Origin of the sequence: Mesorhizobium onobrychidis (genome assembly GCF_024707545.1) — a bacterium.
Taxonomy (GTDB): Bacteria; Pseudomonadota; Alphaproteobacteria; order Rhizobiales; family Rhizobiaceae; genus Mesorhizobium; species Mesorhizobium onobrychidis.
In genome coordinates this window covers 6,262,384-6,278,982 of record NZ_CP062229.1, presented here as the reverse complement: position 1 = coordinate 6,278,982, position 16,599 = coordinate 6,262,384, and the positions used below count along the sequence as shown (strand labels likewise).

General features: G+C 63.9%; 14 protein-coding genes, 1 pseudogene and 1 riboswitch. Of the genes and pseudogenes, 9 read left to right on the top strand and 6 right to left on the bottom strand.

Features of this window, described 5'->3' with window-relative positions:
• Nucleotides 1–3 precede the first annotated feature (3 nt).
• From IHQ72_RS31045 to IHQ72_RS31020, 6 genes are read left to right on the top strand one after another with little or no spacing between them, the layout of a single operon-like run.
• Nucleotides 4–1,122, top strand: a complete 1,119-nt coding sequence (locus tag IHQ72_RS31045; RefSeq protein WP_258119446.1) for an ABC transporter ATP-binding protein — start codon at nt 4–6, stop codon at nt 1,120–1,122.
• The gene (locus tag IHQ72_RS31040) at nt 1,119–2,243 is read left to right on the top strand and encodes an ABC transporter ATP-binding protein (RefSeq protein WP_258119445.1); all 1,125 of its coding nucleotides are present in this window, start codon (nt 1,119–1,121) and stop codon (nt 2,241–2,243) included. The genes IHQ72_RS31045 and IHQ72_RS31040 overlap by 4 nt, the downstream gene beginning before the upstream one ends.
• Entirely contained in the window at nt 2,243–3,796 is a 1,554-nt protein-coding gene (locus tag IHQ72_RS31035) for an FGGY-family carbohydrate kinase (protein WP_258119443.1), read from the top strand. The genes IHQ72_RS31040 and IHQ72_RS31035 overlap by 1 nt, the downstream gene beginning before the upstream one ends.
• Before the next feature lie 10 nt (nt 3,797–3,806).
• Nucleotides 3,807–4,847: a 2-hydroxyacid dehydrogenase gene (locus tag IHQ72_RS31030; RefSeq protein ID WP_258119442.1), complete on the top strand. Its 1,041-nt coding sequence runs from the start codon at nt 3,807–3,809 to the stop codon at nt 4,845–4,847.
• Between the two features lie 49 nt (nt 4,848–4,896).
• Nucleotides 4,897–6,414: a glycerol-3-phosphate dehydrogenase gene (locus IHQ72_RS31025; RefSeq protein WP_258119441.1), complete on the top strand. Its 1,518-nt coding sequence runs from the start codon at nt 4,897–4,899 to the stop codon at nt 6,412–6,414.
• Nucleotides 6,414–7,355: a sugar phosphate isomerase/epimerase family protein gene (locus IHQ72_RS31020; RefSeq protein ID WP_258119439.1), complete on the top strand. Its 942-nt coding sequence runs from the start codon at nt 6,414–6,416 to the stop codon at nt 7,353–7,355. Before IHQ72_RS31025 ends, IHQ72_RS31020 begins: the two co-directional genes overlap by 1 nt.
• A 43-nt stretch (nt 7,356–7,398) precedes the next feature.
• Here IHQ72_RS31020 and fba read toward each other — a convergent pair whose 3' ends face one another.
• Entirely contained in the window at nt 7,399–8,463 is a 1,065-nt protein-coding gene (gene fba / locus IHQ72_RS31015) for a class II fructose-bisphosphate aldolase (RefSeq protein WP_095483847.1), read from the bottom strand.
• 292 nt (nt 8,464–8,755) lie between these two features.
• Between fba and IHQ72_RS31010 the strand changes: the two genes are divergently transcribed.
• The 3 genes and pseudogenes from IHQ72_RS31010 to derI form a co-directional block, all read left to right on the top strand.
• Nucleotides 8,756–9,523 carry a DeoR/GlpR family DNA-binding transcription regulator gene (locus IHQ72_RS31010; protein ID WP_258119438.1) on the top strand — a complete coding sequence of 256 codons (768 nt, stop codon included), beginning with the start codon at nt 8,756–8,758 and terminating at the stop codon, nt 9,521–9,523.
• Nucleotides 9,524–9,562: 39 nt separating this feature from the next.
• Nucleotides 9,563–10,291 carry a triose-phosphate isomerase gene (locus tag IHQ72_RS31005; RefSeq protein WP_244602704.1) on the top strand — a complete coding sequence of 243 codons (729 nt, stop codon included), beginning with the start codon at nt 9,563–9,565 and terminating at the stop codon, nt 10,289–10,291.
• A 28-nt stretch (nt 10,292–10,319) separates the two neighbouring features.
• Nucleotides 10,320–10,748: pseudogene (derI, locus tag IHQ72_RS31000) on the top strand (D-erythrulose-4-phosphate isomerase); the annotation flags it as partial.
• A gap of 6 nt (nt 10,749–10,754) precedes the next feature.
• On the opposite strand, the gene dhaL reads toward derI, so the two are convergent.
• The 5 genes from dhaL to IHQ72_RS30975 all read right to left on the bottom strand — a co-directional run bounded on the left by dhaL (nt 10,755) and on the right by IHQ72_RS30975 (nt 16,596).
• On the bottom strand, nt 10,755–11,393 hold the full coding sequence (dhaL, locus tag IHQ72_RS30995) for a dihydroxyacetone kinase subunit DhaL (protein ID WP_258119433.1): 639 nt from the start codon (nt 11,391–11,393) through the stop codon (nt 10,755–10,757).
• A gap of 11 nt (nt 11,394–11,404) precedes the next feature.
• On the bottom strand, nt 11,405–12,412 hold the full coding sequence (locus IHQ72_RS30990; protein WP_258119428.1) for a dihydroxyacetone kinase subunit DhaK: 1,008 nt from the start codon (nt 12,410–12,412) through the stop codon (nt 11,405–11,407).
• A 75-nt stretch (nt 12,413–12,487) separates the two neighbouring features.
• The gene (locus IHQ72_RS30985; protein WP_258119427.1) at nt 12,488–12,961 is read right to left on the bottom strand and encodes a 6,7-dimethyl-8-ribityllumazine synthase; all 474 of its coding nucleotides are present in this window, start codon (nt 12,959–12,961) and stop codon (nt 12,488–12,490) included.
• Nucleotides 12,962–13,037: 76 nt separating this feature from the next.
• Nucleotides 13,038–13,184, bottom strand: a riboswitch (FMN riboswitch).
• Nucleotides 13,185–13,311: 127 nt separating this feature from the next.
• Nucleotides 13,312–15,600, bottom strand: a complete 2,289-nt coding sequence (locus tag IHQ72_RS30980) for a xanthine dehydrogenase family protein molybdopterin-binding subunit (RefSeq protein ID WP_258123989.1) — start codon at nt 15,598–15,600, stop codon at nt 13,312–13,314.
• Nucleotides 15,601–15,609: 9 nt separating this feature from the next.
• Nucleotides 15,610–16,596 carry an FAD binding domain-containing protein gene (locus IHQ72_RS30975; RefSeq protein WP_258119426.1) on the bottom strand — a complete coding sequence of 329 codons (987 nt, stop codon included), beginning with the start codon at nt 16,594–16,596 and terminating at the stop codon, nt 15,610–15,612.
• Nucleotides 16,597–16,599 lie beyond the last annotated feature (3 nt).

Here is a 16,599-nt window from a genome sequence, read left to right as displayed (position 1 = left end):
CTCATGGCCAGCCTCGAACTGCGAAATGTCGTCAAGCGCTACAAGAGCCAGACTGTTCTCGACAATCTGTCGCTGACCGTTGCCGATGGCGAAACCCTTGTCCTGTTCGGACCGTCCGGCGCCGGCAAGACGGTGCTGCTGCGGCTGGTCGCCGGCGTCATCGACCCCGATGAGGGAAAGATCTTCATCGGCGGCGAGGACATGACCGATCTTGACGCCGAGTTCCGCGGCGTCGGCATGGCGTTCCAGAATTTCGCGCTGTTTCCGCACATGACCGCCTTCGACAACATTGCGACACCGCTTCAGGCCAAGCGTTCGACGCAAAGTGCGATGAAGGCGGGCGTCGAGGGCGTCGCCAAGCTGCTGAAGATCGGCCACGTGCTCAGCCATAAGCCACGGGCGCTGTCCAACGGCCAGAAGCAGCGCACCGCGCTCGCCCGCGCTCTGGTCGGCTCGCCGCCGGTGCTCCTGCTCGACGATCCCCTGCGCAACGTCGATGCCAAACTGCGCTTCGAAATGCGGCTGGAACTGCCGAGGCTGCTGGCCGACCGTGGCGCGACCGTCGTCTACGTCACCCAGGACTACAAGGAGGCCATGGCGCTCGGCGACCGCATCGCGGTAATGTCGCAAGGTGTCATCAAGCAGCTCGGCACGCCCGAGCAGATCTATCGTGAGCCGGCCAACATCGAGATCGCGCGGCTGTTCGGTGACCCGACCATCAACCTGCTCGACGTCAAGCCGTCGCGTGACGCCAAGGGCATCTATGTCGGCCTGTCGAATGTTCAGGTCCATCTGACGGGCGCCTATGACGCGACGGTCGGCCGCGATTGCGTGATCGGCTTGCGGCCGGAAGCGCTGAGCTTCGTCGATGAAAGCTCGCCCGCTGCCATTCCGGTGACGGTCGAGGCGGAGACGCCGCTCAATGAAAAGATCGTCACGCTGGTGCGCACCGTGCGCGGCCGTGAAATCCTGGTCTCCCGGCCGGCCGGAACACCGGGTCAAACCGAGGGCAGGGCCCATATCGCCGTCGACGGCAAAAGCGCCCTGCTGTTCGATCATACGAGCGGTGACCGCATCGGCGCCAGGAACGTCGTCAATTTGCGCAGCGGAGAAGCGGCATGAGCCCGAGCGCACTCACCATTTCCGGTGTCGACAAGTTCTACGGCCCGATCGACAGGGGCGTGCACGCTGTCCAGAACCTGACGATGGAAATCGGCAGGGGCGAGATCGTCGCCCTGCTCGGCTCGTCCGGCTGCGGCAAGACCTCGACATTGCGCATGATCGCCGGTTTCGAGGAGGTCTCGCGCGGCATCATCTCGGTTGCCGGCCGCAAGGTGCACACGCTGCCTCCGGTCAAGCGCAATGTGGCGATGGCGTTCGAGGGCTATTCGCTTTACCCGCCGCTGACGGTGCGCGAGAACATGGCGTTTGCGCTCAAGGCGGCCAAGCTGCGGAAAGGTGAGGTCGATGCGAAGGTTGCCAGCATCGCCAAGCTGCTCGAGATCGAGGACATTCTGGAGCGCTATCCGAGTTCCATCTCCGGTGGCCAGCAGCAGCGCGCCAGCCTCGGCCGTGCGCTGATCCGCGAGGCAGATCTGCATTTGCTTGACGAACCGATGGGCCAGCTCGAACCGCAGCTTCGCGCCGTGCTGCGCGGCCGCATCAAGCACTTCATCAAGGAGCGCGGCCTGACCGCTATCCTGGTCACCCACGACCAGACCGAGGCCAACGCGCTTGCCGACCGGATCGCGGTGATGGAAGGCGGCGTGCTGCAGCAGTTTGACACGCCCGACATGCTCAAGCAGCGGCCGGCCAACCTGTTCACCGGCACCTTCGTCGGCGAGCCGCCGATGAATGTCTTCGAGGCCTATGTCGGCACGGCTGCCGACAAGATCAATCTGCGGCTGCCCGACGGACTTTCGCTCGACTATGACAAGGACGCGTTCAGCGGCTCGGTTCGCGACGAGTTGCTCAAACGGGAGCGGGTCGTCATCGGCATAAGGCCCTATGCTGTTCGCCGCTCGAAGGATGGCGTGCCGGCCACGGTTTCGGCCAACCAGTGGCTCGGCGACCAGACGCACATCGCGGCGGATTTCGCCGGCGGGTCGCTGGTCCTGGTCGAACACGACCGGACCCGGCTGGAGCTTGGCGCGCCGATCAACATCAGCATCGATCCGAAGAACCTGCACGTCTTCGATCAGTCCAGCGGCATGGCCATTTCGCACGGCATGGAGCTTGCCTGATGCGGGATGTGCTGATCGGCATCGACGCCGGCACGTCTGTCATCAAGTCCGTCGCCTTCGACACGGCGGGCCGGCAACTCGCGGCCGCGGCGTTGCCGAACCGGTATGAGACCTTGCCGGGCGGCGGCGCCGAGCAGGATCTGGCGCGCACCTGGGCCGATACTGCGACCACCTTGCGCCAGCTTGCCGACAAGGTCCCGGACCTCGCCAGCCGCACCATCGCGGTCGCCGTGACCGGGCAGGGCGATGGCACTTGGCTGATCGACAAGGACGGTGAGCCGGTCGCCAAAGGCTGGCTGTGGCTCGACGCGCGCGCTGCCGCGATCGTCGAGGAGATCCGTGCGCGGCCCGATGACCGGCACCGCTTCGAAAAGACCGGCAGCGGGCTGGCCGCGTGCCAGCAGGGACCGCAACTAGCCTTCATGAAGCGCAACGCGCCTGACATGCTTGCCGCCGCCGCGACAGCATTCCATTGCAAGGACTGGCTCTATTTCAGGCTGACCGGCGAACGCGCCACCGATCCGTCCGAGGGCACCTTCACCTTCGGCGACTTCCGCACCCGTGGCTATTGCGACGATGTGCTTGAGGTGCTCGGGGTCACCGACCTCAGGCATCTGCTGCCGCCGATCGTCGACGGCACCAGGCATAGCGCCGGCCTGTCGGCAGCGGCTGCCGAAGCGACCGGTCTGTTTGCCGGTACGCCGGTCGTGCTGGCCTATGTTGACGTGGCCTGCACCGCGCTCGGCGCCGGCCTGCTCGATCGCGAGCGCAGGCCCGGCTGCTCCATCATCGGCTCCACCGGCATGCATATGCGGCTTGCGCAGACGCCGGACGAGGTGCTGCTCAACGAGGCCGCGACCGGCTATACGATGACGATGCCGGTGCCCGGTGTCTTTGCGCAGATGCAGTCGAACATGGCTGCGACACTCAACATCGATTGGGTCCTGGGTCTCGCCGCCGGCATTCTCGCTTCGCAAGGCATCACGCGCACCAATGGCGAGATGATCGCGCTGGTCGATGAATGGATATCGTCATCGGAGCCGGCCTCGCTGCTCTATCAGCCCTATGTGTCGGAGGCCGGCGAGCGCGGGCCGTTCGTCGACGCCAATGCCAGGGCCGGTTTCGTCGGCATCTCGTCGCGGCACGGTTACGCCGACATGGTCCGCGCCGTTATCGAGGGACTGGCCTTCGCGTCGCGCGATTGCTATGCCGCCATGGGGCCGCTACCGAGCGAGATCCGGCTGACCGGCGGTGCGGCCAGAAGCCCGGCTCTGCGCAAGATCCTGGGTGCTGTCGTCGGCGCCGACATTCGCACCAGCCAACGCGAGGAGGCCGGTGCGGCGGGTGCCGCAATGATCGCGGCGGTCTGTGTCGGCCAGTACAAGTCGATGGACGAATGCGTCGGCGAATGGGTCACGCCGCTGCTTGGCGCGGCGGAGCCGAGCGACCGAAAACTTGCCGCGATCTACGAGCGGATGGTTCCGTCCTACACCTTGGCGCATGAGGCGCTGCGGCCGGTCTGGCGTTCGATGGCCGCATCCAAGGCAAATTGAGAAGTCGAGCATGCGTAAGAAGATTGCAATTATTGGCGACCGTTTCATGCTTCCCGAGGTGTTTCGCGAGAAGATCGAGAAGGCTTGCGGCGACAATCTCGACATTCGTACCCTTGAGGCGGCCTGGCCCGACGAGCCGATGGAATTCGGCAATGCGGCGCTCGGCCTCGACAAGGTCAAGGAGTATTTTGGCGATCCGGACGACGTCGTCGATTTCATCGGCGACGCCGAGATCTTCGTCACCCAGCTTGCGCCGCTCTCCGAAACCATGATGCGGCGTCTGCCGGCGCTGAAGCTGGTCGCGGTGTCGCGCGGCGGCCCGATCAACATCGATATGGCCGCCGCCAAGGCCCATGGCATCACCGTGGTCAATGTGCCCGGCCGCAATGCCAGTGCTGTGGCCGAGTTCACCATCGGTGCGATCCTTGCCGAGACGCGGCTGATCCGGGTTGGGCACGAAGCATTGCGCAAGGGGGAATGGCGCGGCGATCTCTACCGGGCCGACCGCACCGGCCGCGAGCTCAACGAAATGACCGTCGGCGTCATCGGCTATGGCAACATCGGCACCAGGCTGGTTCGGCTGCTGCGCGCCTTCGGCTGCCGCATGCTGGTCACCGATCCCTATGTGCAACTGAGCGTCGAAGACTGCAATGCCGGCGTCGAACTGGTCGCGCTGGACGATCTCCTTTCCCGCTCCGATGTGGTCACGCTTCATCCTCGCGTGACCGAGGAGACCCGCGGCCTGATCAACAAGGACACCATCGCCCGGATGAAGCCGGGGGTGATCTTCATCAACACCGCGCGTGGGCCGCTGGTCGACTACGACGCGCTCTACGATGCGCTCGTCTCAGGCCATATCGGCAGCGCCATGCTCGAGACCTTTGCGGTCGAGCCGGTGCCTGCCGACTGGCCGTTGCTGCAGCTTCCGAATGTTACGCTGACGCCGCATATCGCCGGCGCATCGGTGCGCACGGTGACCTATGCGGCCGAGCAGGCGGCCGAAGAGGTGCGCCGCTTCATCGCCGGGCTCCCACCGGTCAACCCATGCTGAAGGTCGCGGCAGCCATGAAACACAGTCCAGGCATTGAGGATCCGGCGAGATGAGCGGCGCCACTGAAATCGTCGATCTCTTCGTCATCGGCGGTGGCGTCAACGGCGCCGGCATCGCGCGCGACGCAGCTGGCCGCGGGCTTTCCGTCATTCTGTGCGAAAAAGACGATCTGGCCGAAGGCACCAGTTCGCGGTCGGGAAAGCTCGTCCATGGCGGCCTGCGCTATCTCGAATATTACGAGTTCCGGCTGGTGCGCGAGGCACTGATCGAGCGCGAAGTGCTGCTTGAATCCGCGCCGCACATCATCTGGCCGATGCGCTTCGTGCTGCCGCACAGCCCTGACGACCGGCCGGCCTGGCTGGTCCGGCTCGGCCTGTTCCTCTACGACCATCTCGGTGGCCGCAAGCGGCTGCCGGCCACCCGCACACTCAACCTGCGCACCGCGCCCGAAGGCGCGCCGATCAAGGATGCGTTCAAGCGCGGTTTCGAATATTCCGATTGCTGGGTCGACGACGCCCGTCTCGTCACCATCAATGCGCTCGACGCCGCGGAACGGGGAGCCAAGGTCTTTACCCGGACCGCCTGCACCGCCGCCCGCCGTGAAAACGGCCTGTGGTCGGTCGAGATGCGCGACAGCCGAACCGGCGTCAGGACCACGGTTCGGGCGCGGGCACTGATCAACGCCGCCGGTCCCTGGGTCAACGACATCATCAACCGCGTGGCCGGCCAGAACTCCAAGCGGAATGTCCGGCTGGTCAAGGGCAGCCACATCGTCGTGCCGAAATTCTGGGAAGGGCGGCAGGCCTATCTCGTCCAGAACAGCGACAAGCGCGTGATCTTTATCAATCCCTACCAGAACGATCTGGCCCTGATCGGCACCACCGACATCCCTTACGAAGGGCGACCGGAAGACGTTAACGCAGACGCCGGCGAGATCGATTATCTGATCAAGGTCGTCAACCGCTACTTCAAGCGCGAACTTGCCCGCAGCGACGTCATCCATTCGTTCTCGGGCGTCAGGCCGCTCTATGACGACAATGCCGACAATCCGAGCGCGGTGACGCGCGACTATATTTTCGAACTCGACGCCTCAGTCGGCCAGGCGCCGCTGCTCTCCGTCTTCGGCGGCAAGATCACCACCTTCCGCAAGCTGGCGGAGCACGCGCTGGACCGGATCGCCCCTTTCTTTCCGAAAATGGGAAAGCCATGGACGTCGAAAGGGCATCTGCCGGGCGGCGATATCGCCAACGCCGACTTCGAACAGTTTCTCGGCGATCTCGGCCGCGAATTTCCCTGGATGCCGGCATCGCTGGTCAAGCATTATGGCCGGCTCTACGGCACCAGGACACGCGTTCTGGTCGGGGCGGCCAGGTCGCTCACCGATCTGGGGCGGTGCTTCGGCAAGGATTTTTTCGAACGCGAGGCCAATTATCTGTTCGAACATGAATGGGCGCTGACCGCAGCCGATATTCTCGAACGGCGCACCAAGCATGGGCTGAATCTGTCCGCCGCAGAAAGAGCCGCCTTCGAGGACTGGTGCGCGAGCCGGCTGGTGAAAGCAAGCTGATGGCCTTTACACTTTCCCTCAACACCAATCCGCTGGTCAACCGTTTCGCCGAACCTGACGATCTGATCGATGCGATCGCCTACGACATCGGCATCCGGGACGTGCAGCTCACGCATGAATTCGTCAATCCCGGCTGGCCGGCGGCGACGATTTCGAAATTCAACCGCCTGTTCCGCACCGCGCTCGACCGCACCGGCGTGCGCGTGACGTCGGGGATGACCGGCCCTTATGGGAGGCTCAACCATTTCGGCCATCCGGACGCCGACGTGCGCCGCTACTATGTCGATTGGTTCAAGACCTTTGCCGACATTTCGGCCGAGCTCGGCGCCAGCGGCATGGGCACGCAGTTCGCGATCTTCACGCACAGGGATTTCGACGATCCCGAGCGTCGCGCGCGGCTTTTCGACATCGCGCTGGAATGCTGGCGCGAGGTCGCCGAGCACGCCAAGACGGCCGGATTAACCTATCTGTTTTGGGAGCCGATGTCGGTCGGCCGCGAATTCGGCCATACGATCGAGAGTTGCTGGGCACTGCACAACCAGATCGAAGCAGCCGGCATGGCCATTCCGTTGAAGATGATGGTCGATATTGACCATGGCGACGTGACCTCGAGCAACCCGGCCGACATCGATCCCTATGCCTGGGCCGAAGCCTTTCCCAGGGTATCGCCGATCATCCACATCAAACAGTCGTCGATGAACAAAGGCGGCCATTGGCCGTTCATCGCCGCCTACAACAAGGACGGCCGCATCACGCCGGAAAAGCTTCTGGAGACGGTTCGCCGCGGCGGCGGCGTCGACAACGAGATCTGCCTTGAACTGTCGTTTCGCGAACGCGAGCCGGTCGACCACCAGGTCGTCGCCATGATCCGCGAGTCGGTCGACTACTGGGCGCCCTTTATCGAGACCGGCAGGGCGGCGATTTTGCCGCGAACAGGATAGATAAGCAGGAGCCAATTCGGCTCCTGCTTAGAACCAGAATACGTCAGCCGAATTTCGGATCGAGACTGCCCGACTTGTAACGCTTGGCCATTTCCGAGACCGGCAGCGGCTTGATTTTGGGAGCGTTGCCGGCGGTGCCGAACTGCTCGAACCGCTCCTTGCAGAGCTTCCTCATAGCGGCCATTGCCGGCGTCAGATATTTGCGCGGATCGAATTCGCTCGGGTTCTCGGTCAGCACCTTGCGGATCGCGCCGGTCAGCGCCATGCGGTTGTCGGTGTCGATGTTGATCTTGCGCACGCCGTGCTTGATGCCGCGCTGGATCTCCTCGACCGGCACGCCCCATGTCGGCTTCATCTGGCCGCCATATTTGTTGATGATCTCCTGCAGCTCTTCCGGCACCGAGGACGAGCCATGCATGACGAGGTGCATGTTCGGCAGGCGGCGATGGATCTCCTCGATCACATTCATGGCCAGAACCGCGCCGTCCGGCTTGCGCGAAAACTTGTAGGCGCCGTGGCTGGTGCCCATGGCGACGGCCAGCGCGTCGACATGCGTGTCCTTGACGAATTGCACCGCCTGCTCCGGATCGGTCAGCAACTGGTCGTGGCTGACGGCGCCTTCGACGCCGTGGCCGTCTTCCTGTTCGCCGCCGCCCATCTCCAGGGAGCCGAGAACGCCGATCTCGCCTTCCACCGACACGCCGCCCCAATGCGCCATATCGACGACGCGCCGCGTGATACCGGAATTATAATCGTAGTCGGCCGGCGTCTTGCCGTCTTCCTTCAGCGATCCGTCCATCATCACCGAGGTGAAGCCATACTGGATCGCGGTCACGCATGTGGCTTCGTTGTTGCCGTGGTCGAGATGCATGCAGACCGGGATATCGGGGTGGATTTCGACCAGTGCGTCGATCAGCTTGGCCAGCACGACGTCGTTGGCATAGGCGCGGGCGCCGCGGCTCGCCTGCAGGATAACAGGCGATTTGGTCTCCTCGGCGGCCTCCATGATGGCGAGGCCCTGTTCCATATTGTTCATGTTGAACGCAGGCACGCCATAGCCGTGTTCGGCGGCATGGTCGAGCAATTGTCTCAATGTGATGCGAGCCACCCAATAGTCTCCCGTATTTGGTTTCAAGCCTATGGTTGCGAGCCGTTCGTTCGTCGTTCAGCCCACTGATGCTTCTGGCCGGATTTCCGGAGAACCGCAACCTTTGGCCAAGGCGCCGGGAGCAATTCTTGTTACAAGACAGCAATCAAAAGCGAATAATATACCAAAGAAATGTAACATGATCACAAAAATTTAGATACCTATGCGATTTCCTCTGTTATAATGGCTTTGGCTCGCCGTTTCCGCCACCGCGGATTCGCAGCGGGCCGGAATTCAGGAAACAGGCTGGGCAATGAAGAGCGACGGCCGGCGGCAAGGCATCATGGATTTTCTGATGGACACTGGCACGGCCAGTGTCGATGAGCTTGCCACGCGCTTCGGCGTGTCGAAGATGACCGTGCATCGCGATCTCGACGAGCTTGAGGAAAACGGCTTCCTGCGCAAGGTGCGCGGCGGTGCTTCGATCCAGCCGAGCGGCCTTTTCGAGAGCGATTTCCGCTACCGTCAGAAGCAGGCCGGTGAGGAGAAGCAGCGTTTGGCCGCTGCTGCCGTGGCGATGATCGAACCGGGCCAGACGGTGATCATCGACGACGGCTCGACGGCCGGCGGCATTGCGCGCCACCTTGCGGATCTCCGCCCGCTTACCGTGATCTCCAACAATCTGGCCGTCATCCAGGATCTGGCCGGCGTTGGAGGGATCACCCTGATCGCGCTCGGTGGCCAGTACAGCAAGAAGTTCCACGGTTTCTTCGGCCTGCTTGCCGAGGACACGTTGAGATCGTTGCGCGCCGATGTGGCCTTCCTGTCGTCGTCGGCCATCCACGGCGCTTCCGCCTTCCACCAGGACCAGGAAGTGGTCCACACCAAGCGGCTGATGATGGCCGCCGCCGCCCGCAAATATCTGCTGGTCGATCACGGCAAGTTCGGCCGCACGGCCCTGCATTTCCTGACCGATCTCAAGGCGTTCGACGCCGTCTTCACCGGTCGCGAACTGGGACCGCAGATGCGCGAGGCGTTGGATGCCGCCGGTGTTTCGCTAACGGTCGTCGAGAAGGATTGAGGAGGACGCGTGGTTTACTGGGTCGGCACAAGCTGGAAAATGAACAAGACGCTTGCAGAGGCGACTGACTTCGCCAAGGCGCTGGCGGGATTCGTTCCCGGTCTCGACGACCGCATCCAGCCCTTCGTCATCCCGCCCTTCACGGCGGTCCGCGAGGTCAAGAAAGCGTTAGCGACGACGCGGGTCAAGGTCGGCGCCCAGAACATGCACTGGGCCGACGCCGGAGCCTGGACCGGCGAGATCTCGCCGGTGATGTTGAAAGACTGCGGGCTCGACCTCGTCGAGCTCGGCCATAGCGAACGGCGCGAGCATTTCGGCGAGACCGACCATGCGGTCGGCCTCAAGACCGCCGCGGCGGTAAAGCACGGGCTTGTGCCGCTCATCTGCGTCGGCGAGACATTGGCGCAACGCAACAGCGGCCAGGCCGACGCGGTGTTGGCCATGCAGGTGCATGGCGCGCTGCAATACCTCGAAGGCCAGGCAAAGGCGGCGACGATCGTGTTTGCTTACGAACCGGTCTGGGCGATTGGCGACAAGGGCATTCCGGCAAGTGCGGACTATGCCGATAGGCAACAGGGGCTGATCAAGAAGATCGCCGGCGATCTTCTGCCGGCCATACCGCCGGTGCTTTATGGCGGCAGCGTCAATCCGCAAAATGCCGCCGAGTTGATCGGCCAGCCTCATATCGACGGGCTGTTCATTGGCCGCTCCGCCTGGCAGGCGGATGGTTACATCGACATCCTTCAACGCGCCTCGGCGGCGATCTGAATCAATCGAATAGGAAAGGACAGAAAAAATGAAAATAGCCATTGGAGCCGACAGTGCCGGCAAACCGCTGCTCGACGTCATTGCCGAGCATCTCGCCACCAAACCCGGCCTCGCCGTCAGCGACCTCAGCCAGGCGGGCTACTATGCCGACCTGTCGCAGAAGCTCGCCCAGACCATCCTCGACGGCGAGAACGATCGCGGCATTCTGTTTTGCGGCACCGGCATCGGCGTTTCCATCTCGGCCAACAAGGTGCCCGGCATTCGCGCAGCACTCACCCATGACACCTATTCGGCGGAGCGCGCGGCCAAATCCAACAATGCCCAGATCATCACCATGGGCGCCCGCGTCATCGGCCCGGAACTGGCCAAGTCGATCGTCGACGCCTGGCTCGCATCGGAGTTCGACGAAAAGGGACCGTCGGCCGGCAATGTCCAGGCGATCGACAGGCTCGATGCAGCTGGGCTAAGCCAAGCTTTTCCGCATTGCGCCGATGACGGTGACTGCCGACGCGGCGCCAGGGTCCACGTGCCCGAGTGACCGCTCGCCGAGCCGCGACGAGCGGCCCTTCGCGGCGATCATATCCTTGGTCGCCTCGGCGCCCCGTTCGGCTGCTTGAAGCGCTGCCTCAAGGCTTTCGGACACGGTCTTGCCTGAGGCATGCGCGGCCGCCGCTGCTTGCGCCGCCGGCAGCCAGGCGTCGACCATCGTCTTTTCGCCGATCTCCGCCTTGCCGCGATCCTGGATGCCTTGCGCCATCGCCTGGAACAGGGCGATGAAATCGGCACCCGCCAAGGTCGCCTTGCCCTTGACGGCGGCCGCGCCGCGCATGAAGGCCGTCGCATAGAGCGGGCCTGACGAAGCGCCGACGGCGTTGAGGAACGATTTCGCCGCGGTGTTGAGGAGAGCTGTCGGCTCGGTCGCCGAAAGGTCCAGCGGCGCCAGCGCATCGCGCACCGCACCGAAGCCGAGCGCCATGGCGATGCCGTGATCGGCGTCGCCGATGACGCCGTCGAGCTGGCAGAGCCGGTCCTTGTCGACTTCGATCGCCACCGCGATCGCATCGAACATTGTTTTCAAGCCGGCCGTATCGATGGATGTCATGGATGCTACTTTCATCCGGCGCGGAACATGGCGCAGTCGCAAGGATGGTCGAGCATCGTCTGCAATTCGCCGTCGACATGCATCAGCGTCACCGAGGCGCCGGCCATTTCGAGCGAGGTGCAATAATTCCCGACCCAGGTTGCATGAACTGACACGCCGATGTCATCGAGCCTCTGCTTGGCGCGCCGATTCATGATGTAGAGCTCCATCAGCGGCGTCGAGCCGAGCGAATTGACGAGCACGGCGACCTTGTCGCCACGCGCCGGCGCCATCTCGTCGAGGATCTTGTCCAGCATCTCATCGGTGATCTCGTCGGCCGTTTTCAGCTTTCCGCGCGCGATGCCCGGCTCGCCATGGATGCCCATGCCGATCTCCATCTCGTCGGGCCCGATTTCGAAATTCGGCCGGCGGGTCTGCGGCAGCGAACAGGGCGACAGCGCCACGCCCATGGTGAAGGTGTGATCGTTGGCCTTCCTGGCGATACGCTGGCATTCGTCGAATGACAGCATCCGGTCGCAGGCGGCACCCGCAGCCTTGAAGATGAAGAAATTGCCGGCAACACCACGGCGCTTTTGCCTCTGGTCACGCGGCGCCGATGCGACGTCGTCAGTGGTCAGCACCGTGCGCACCTCGATGTCGTCCATCGCCGCCATCTCTGCGGCCATATCGAAATTCATCACGTCGCCGGCATAGTTGCCGTACATGAACAGCACGCCGGCACCGCCGCTGGCCGCCTTGGCGCATTCGAGGATCGGGTCCGGCGGCGGCGACGCAAAGACGTTGCCTATTGCCGCCGCGTCGGCCAGCCCCTTGCCGACGAAGCCGAGGAATGTCGGCTCGTGGCCGGAGCCGCCGCCGATGACGAGGCCGACCTTGCCCTGGCGAGGTCCATCACGGGCGATGATCGAGCGTGGGCTGCCCTCCGCGCTTTTGAGATGGCGGGGATGCGCGGCCAGGATACCCTCCAGCATCTCGTCGACAGTGCGGTTGCCGTCGTTGATGATCTTCTTGGTCTGCACTTGCATCCTCCCGATTTCGGTATTTTCGCAGATAGTACAGCGTGTTACCGGGATTTCTACCCAGGGACGGACATTTCACGCGGCAATACGTTCCCGCGCGGCCAGGATCTGCACGCAGGCATTGGCTGCTTCTTTGCCCTTGACCTTGAAGTGCTCGAAGAAGAAGCGGTGATGGTCCGCACCGTCATGATAGTTGTGCGGGGTGAGCACCGCCGAAAGCACCGGCACGCCGGTGGACAGTTGCACGTTCATCATGCCGTCGATGACAGCGCCCGCCACGAATTCATGCCGGTAGATCCCGCCATTGACGACAAACGCGGCGCCGAGGATCGCTGCATAGCGACCGGTCTCGGCAAGCGTCTTTGCATGCAGGGGAATCTCATAGGCGCCCGGCACGTCGAAGACATCGACGGCAAAGCGTTTCTCCCCGAGAACCGCCAGCTCCGCCTCGAATGCTTCAACGCACTGGTCGACGATGTCGGCGTGCCAGCGCGCGCGAATGACGGCAACGCGGATCGTTTCATAGTCTTTCTGGGAATGCTGATTCATGGGTCCATCCTTCCGTTTCGAACCAGAATCAGGACGCACGATACGGAGTCCGAACCGCGAAAGCGGACCGTCTTCCGTTCGTTCTCTTCCATCCGGACTGTGACCGTCGGCTCCGGAATCACACCGGATCTGCTGACCCTTCCGATCATCTGGAAGGCGCTCGCGGGCTTGGGCCGAGACCCTCACCGCCGGTGGGGACTTTCACCCCGCCCTGAGAACATTGACGACGTTGTATGGAAGGGTCGGATAGCACTGTCAACCACCGACGTCATCGCGGATGGCGCAGAAATAGCGATCCGTTCCGACCTAGTCACGCTTGATGGCAAGCGAGGATCGGGCAACTTGCGTTGTCAAATGGCGATCACCGGCAAGGCAGGCAGCACCTTGTCCAAGGTGATGGGAAATTCACGCACTCGCACGCCGGTCGCGTTGTAAATGGCGTTGGCGACAGCAGCCCCCGCACCGCAGACGCCGAGCTCGCCGAGACCCTTCGCGCCAAGTGGATTGGCCTTGTCGTCATGTTCCTCGAGGAAGACGACCTCCATCTCGGCGACGTCGCCGTTGATCGGAACGTGATACTCGGCAAGGTCGTGATTGACGAAGTGGCCGTAGCGCGGGTCAAGCACCGTCTGCTCCATCAGCGCCGCGCCGATCCCCCAGGTCATGCCGCCGATGATCTGCGAGCGGGCGGTCTTGGCGTTGAGGATACGGCCCGCGCCCATCACGGCCAGCATCCGGCGCATGCGGATCTCACCGGTATCGCAATCGACAGCGACCTCGGCGAAATGCGCTCCATAGGAATGCTGCGAGTAAGCCTTGTATGACTGGGTGGCGGCGCCCGCGGCTACGGAGCCTTCGGCCTCGAAACCCGCCGGAGCGATCCTTCGGATGAGATCTGCTAGGCTTGTCGACCGCGGGCCGATCCTGACCTCGCTGTCGGCAAAGCTTGCCTCGGTGGCGTTCGCGCCGCGTAACGGTGAGGCTTCGCTCGACTGCGCCGCCTCCAGGATGCGTTCCTTGAGGGCATTGCAGGCGTTATGCAGCGCCGAACCCGCGCTCGCGGCGCCCCAGGACCCGCCGGAGCCAGCGGTCCGCGGGAAGCGGCTGTCGCCAAGCTCCACTTTGATGGACGAGATCGGCAGGCCGAGGCTGTCCGCAGCGATCTGGGTCAGGATCGTATAGGTGCCGGTCCCGATATCGGTCATGTCGAGCCGCGCCGTCACCCGACCGTCCCGGTCGATCGCAACCCGCGCCGTCGCCGCGCCGATGTAGTTCGGACGGATCGCCGCCGCCATGCCGTAGCCGATGAGCTTCCGGCCCTCTCGGGTGCGGCCGGGTGTCGGGTTTCTCCGCTGCCAACCGAAACGGCGGGCGCCTTCCTCCATGCAGGCGACGAGATTGCGGGTGGAGAACGGCACGCCGCGCTCGGGATCCTGGGCCGGTTCGTTGCGGATCCTGAGTTCGATCGGGTCGAGGCCGAGCCGCTCGGCGAGCTCATCCATGGCGCATTCGAAGGCCAGCATGCCGGGCGCTTCGCCGGGCGAGCGCATCCATTCGCCGCGGTTTATGTCCAGTGGAACCAGGCGATGGCGGGTGACACGGTTCGGCGCCGCATAGAGCGAGCGGGCAAAAACTGCCGTTTGCTCGCAGTACTCCTCGAAGCTGGAGGTTGCCGACCAGACATCGTGCGCGATCCCGGTGAGCCGCCCGTCGGTGTCCGTACCGAGACGCACCTGTTGGATCATCTCTGCGCGGTGACCGGCATTGGCGAACATCTGTTGTCGCGTCAGCGCGATCTTGACGGGACGCTGCAGGACCTGCGCTGCAAGGGCGGCCAGGATTGTATCGGAATGGGCAATCAGCTTGGAGCCGAAGCCTCCGCCGATGAAGGGGCTCACGATGCGCACACGCTCGGGCGGGATGCGAAGCGTGCTGGCGACGCCCGCCCGGAAATTCGCCAAGGTCTGCGCCGATGTATGGATCGTCAGCTCGTTGCCTGACCAGGCGGCGAGCGTCGCATGGGGCTCCATCGGATTGTGATGTTCGAAGGGCGTCCGGTAAGTAGCATCGATCTTGACCGGAGCCGCCGCAAAGGCGCTCTCGAAGTCGCCGATCACGCTGTCGGTCTCGAAGCCGGCATTGGTCCGCTTTGGTGCATAAGCGTCGGCCACACGCCCGGGCAAATCGTAGAGGCCCCGCTCCTCGTCATAGCGCACTCTAATGAGGCCGGCGGCAGCGCGTGCCGCCTCGAACGTCTCCGCAACGACCAGCGCGACGGGCTCGTCGTAATACCGCACCCGGTCGCTGTTGAGCGCAGGCCGGGCGCGGGTGAAGACCTCCGGCACGGTCGGCGTGACCGCTGGGCCGAAATCCGGCTGGGCCGGCGCATTCCGGTGCGTCATGACCAGCAGCACTGCCGGCGCCCGTTCGGCTTCGGCCGTGTCGATCTCGGCGATGCGCCCCTTGGCGACGGCGGCGCCGAGAATGTAGCCATAGGCTGTACCCTCCAGCGCATTCTCGTAGGCGTAGGTGGCACCGCCTCTCACCTTGAGCGGACCGTCGATGCGGTCGATCGGCCGCCCGATGACGCCGCTACGTGTTTCGGAAGGACGGTTCTCGCTGGTCTTCGTCTCTGTCATCATGTCACCTCACGCACTCTCGACGGCAGCAGCGAGCGTGTGCCGCATCGTCCGTTTCGCCAGCGGGATCTTGAAATCATTGGCGCCATGCCCGACGGCACCGGCGAGCGCGGCCTCGGCCGCATCGGTAAAGGCGCCGTCGGACGCCGCGGCTCCTGCGAGCATGCGCTCCGCCTCCGTTGCGCGCCATGGCTTCGCTGCCACGCCGCCCATCGCGATCCGAGCGCTTCGGATACGATCGCCGCTTTTCTCGACGATTGCCGCCACCGACACCAGCGCGAAGGCGTAGGAAGCACGGTCGCGCACCTTGCGGTAAACCTGCCGACCGGGTGGCGGGGGCGGCAGGGTGACAGTGGCGATCATCTCGCCGTGGCCAAGCACGGTCTCAATGTGGGGCGTCGCCTCGGGCAATCGATGGAAATCGCCGATCGGGATCGTGCGAGCCGCGCCGCCGGGCGATATGGTCTCGATCCTGGCGTCGAGTCCGGACATGGCAACCGCCATGTCGGAGGGATGGACCGCGATGCAGGCTTCGCTCGCGCCGAGTACTGCGTGCATACGGTTGAAGCCCTGAAGCGCCGCGCAGCCCGAACCCTGCTCGCGCTTGTTGCAAGGCATGTTGCGGTCGTAGAAGTAAGGGCAGCGCGTGCGTTGCAGGAGATTGCCGCTGGTCGAGGCCTTGTTGCGTATCTGGCCGGACGCTCCCGCCAGCAGTGCTTGCGTGAGCATCGGATAGCGCGACCTCACCCGCGGATCGGCGGCGAGATCGCTGTTGCGGACTTGGGCGCCGACCCGAAGCCCGCCTTCCGCCGTCTCCTCGATCCGATCGAGCGGCAGCCGGCTGATGTCGACGAGATGCGCTGGGCGCTCGATATCGAGCTTCATCAGGTCGAGTAGGTTGGTGCCGCCGCTGATGAACTTGGCGTCCGGCCGCGCCGCAACCGCGGCGGCTGCCTGCTCGGCACTTGCCGCACGTTCATAGGTGAAGGACTGCATTGC

What these genes read in the sequence shown, in the direction of transcription:
- IHQ72_RS31010 (WP_258119438.1), top strand. Translation starts at nt 8,756, where the DNA reads ATGAAGAGCGACGGCCGGCGGCAAGGCATCATGGATTTTCTGATGGAC.
- IHQ72_RS30980 (WP_258123989.1), bottom strand. Translation starts at nt 15,600, where the DNA reads ATGACAGAGACGAAGACCAGCGAGAACCGTCCTTCCGAAACACGTAGC.
- dhaL (WP_258119433.1), bottom strand. Translation starts at nt 11,393, where the DNA reads ATGACATCCATCGATACGGCCGGCTTGAAAACAATGTTCGATGCGATC.
- IHQ72_RS30975 (WP_258119426.1), bottom strand. Translation starts at nt 16,596, where the DNA reads ATGCAGTCCTTCACCTATGAACGTGCGGCAAGTGCCGAGCAGGCAGCC.
- IHQ72_RS31030 (WP_258119442.1), top strand. Translation starts at nt 3,807, where the DNA reads ATGCGTAAGAAGATTGCAATTATTGGCGACCGTTTCATGCTTCCCGAG.
- IHQ72_RS31035 (WP_258119443.1), top strand. Translation starts at nt 2,243, where the DNA reads ATGCGGGATGTGCTGATCGGCATCGACGCCGGCACGTCTGTCATCAAG.
- IHQ72_RS31040 (WP_258119445.1), top strand. Translation starts at nt 1,119, where the DNA reads ATGAGCCCGAGCGCACTCACCATTTCCGGTGTCGACAAGTTCTACGGC.
- IHQ72_RS31020 (WP_258119439.1), top strand. Translation starts at nt 6,414, where the DNA reads ATGGCCTTTACACTTTCCCTCAACACCAATCCGCTGGTCAACCGTTTC.
- IHQ72_RS31005 (WP_244602704.1), top strand. Translation starts at nt 9,563, where the DNA reads ATGAACAAGACGCTTGCAGAGGCGACTGACTTCGCCAAGGCGCTGGCG.
- IHQ72_RS31025 (WP_258119441.1), top strand. Translation starts at nt 4,897, where the DNA reads ATGAGCGGCGCCACTGAAATCGTCGATCTCTTCGTCATCGGCGGTGGC.
- IHQ72_RS31045 (WP_258119446.1), top strand. Translation starts at nt 4, where the DNA reads ATGGCCAGCCTCGAACTGCGAAATGTCGTCAAGCGCTACAAGAGCCAG.
- IHQ72_RS30985 (WP_258119427.1), bottom strand. Translation starts at nt 12,961, where the DNA reads ATGAATCAGCATTCCCAGAAAGACTATGAAACGATCCGCGTTGCCGTC.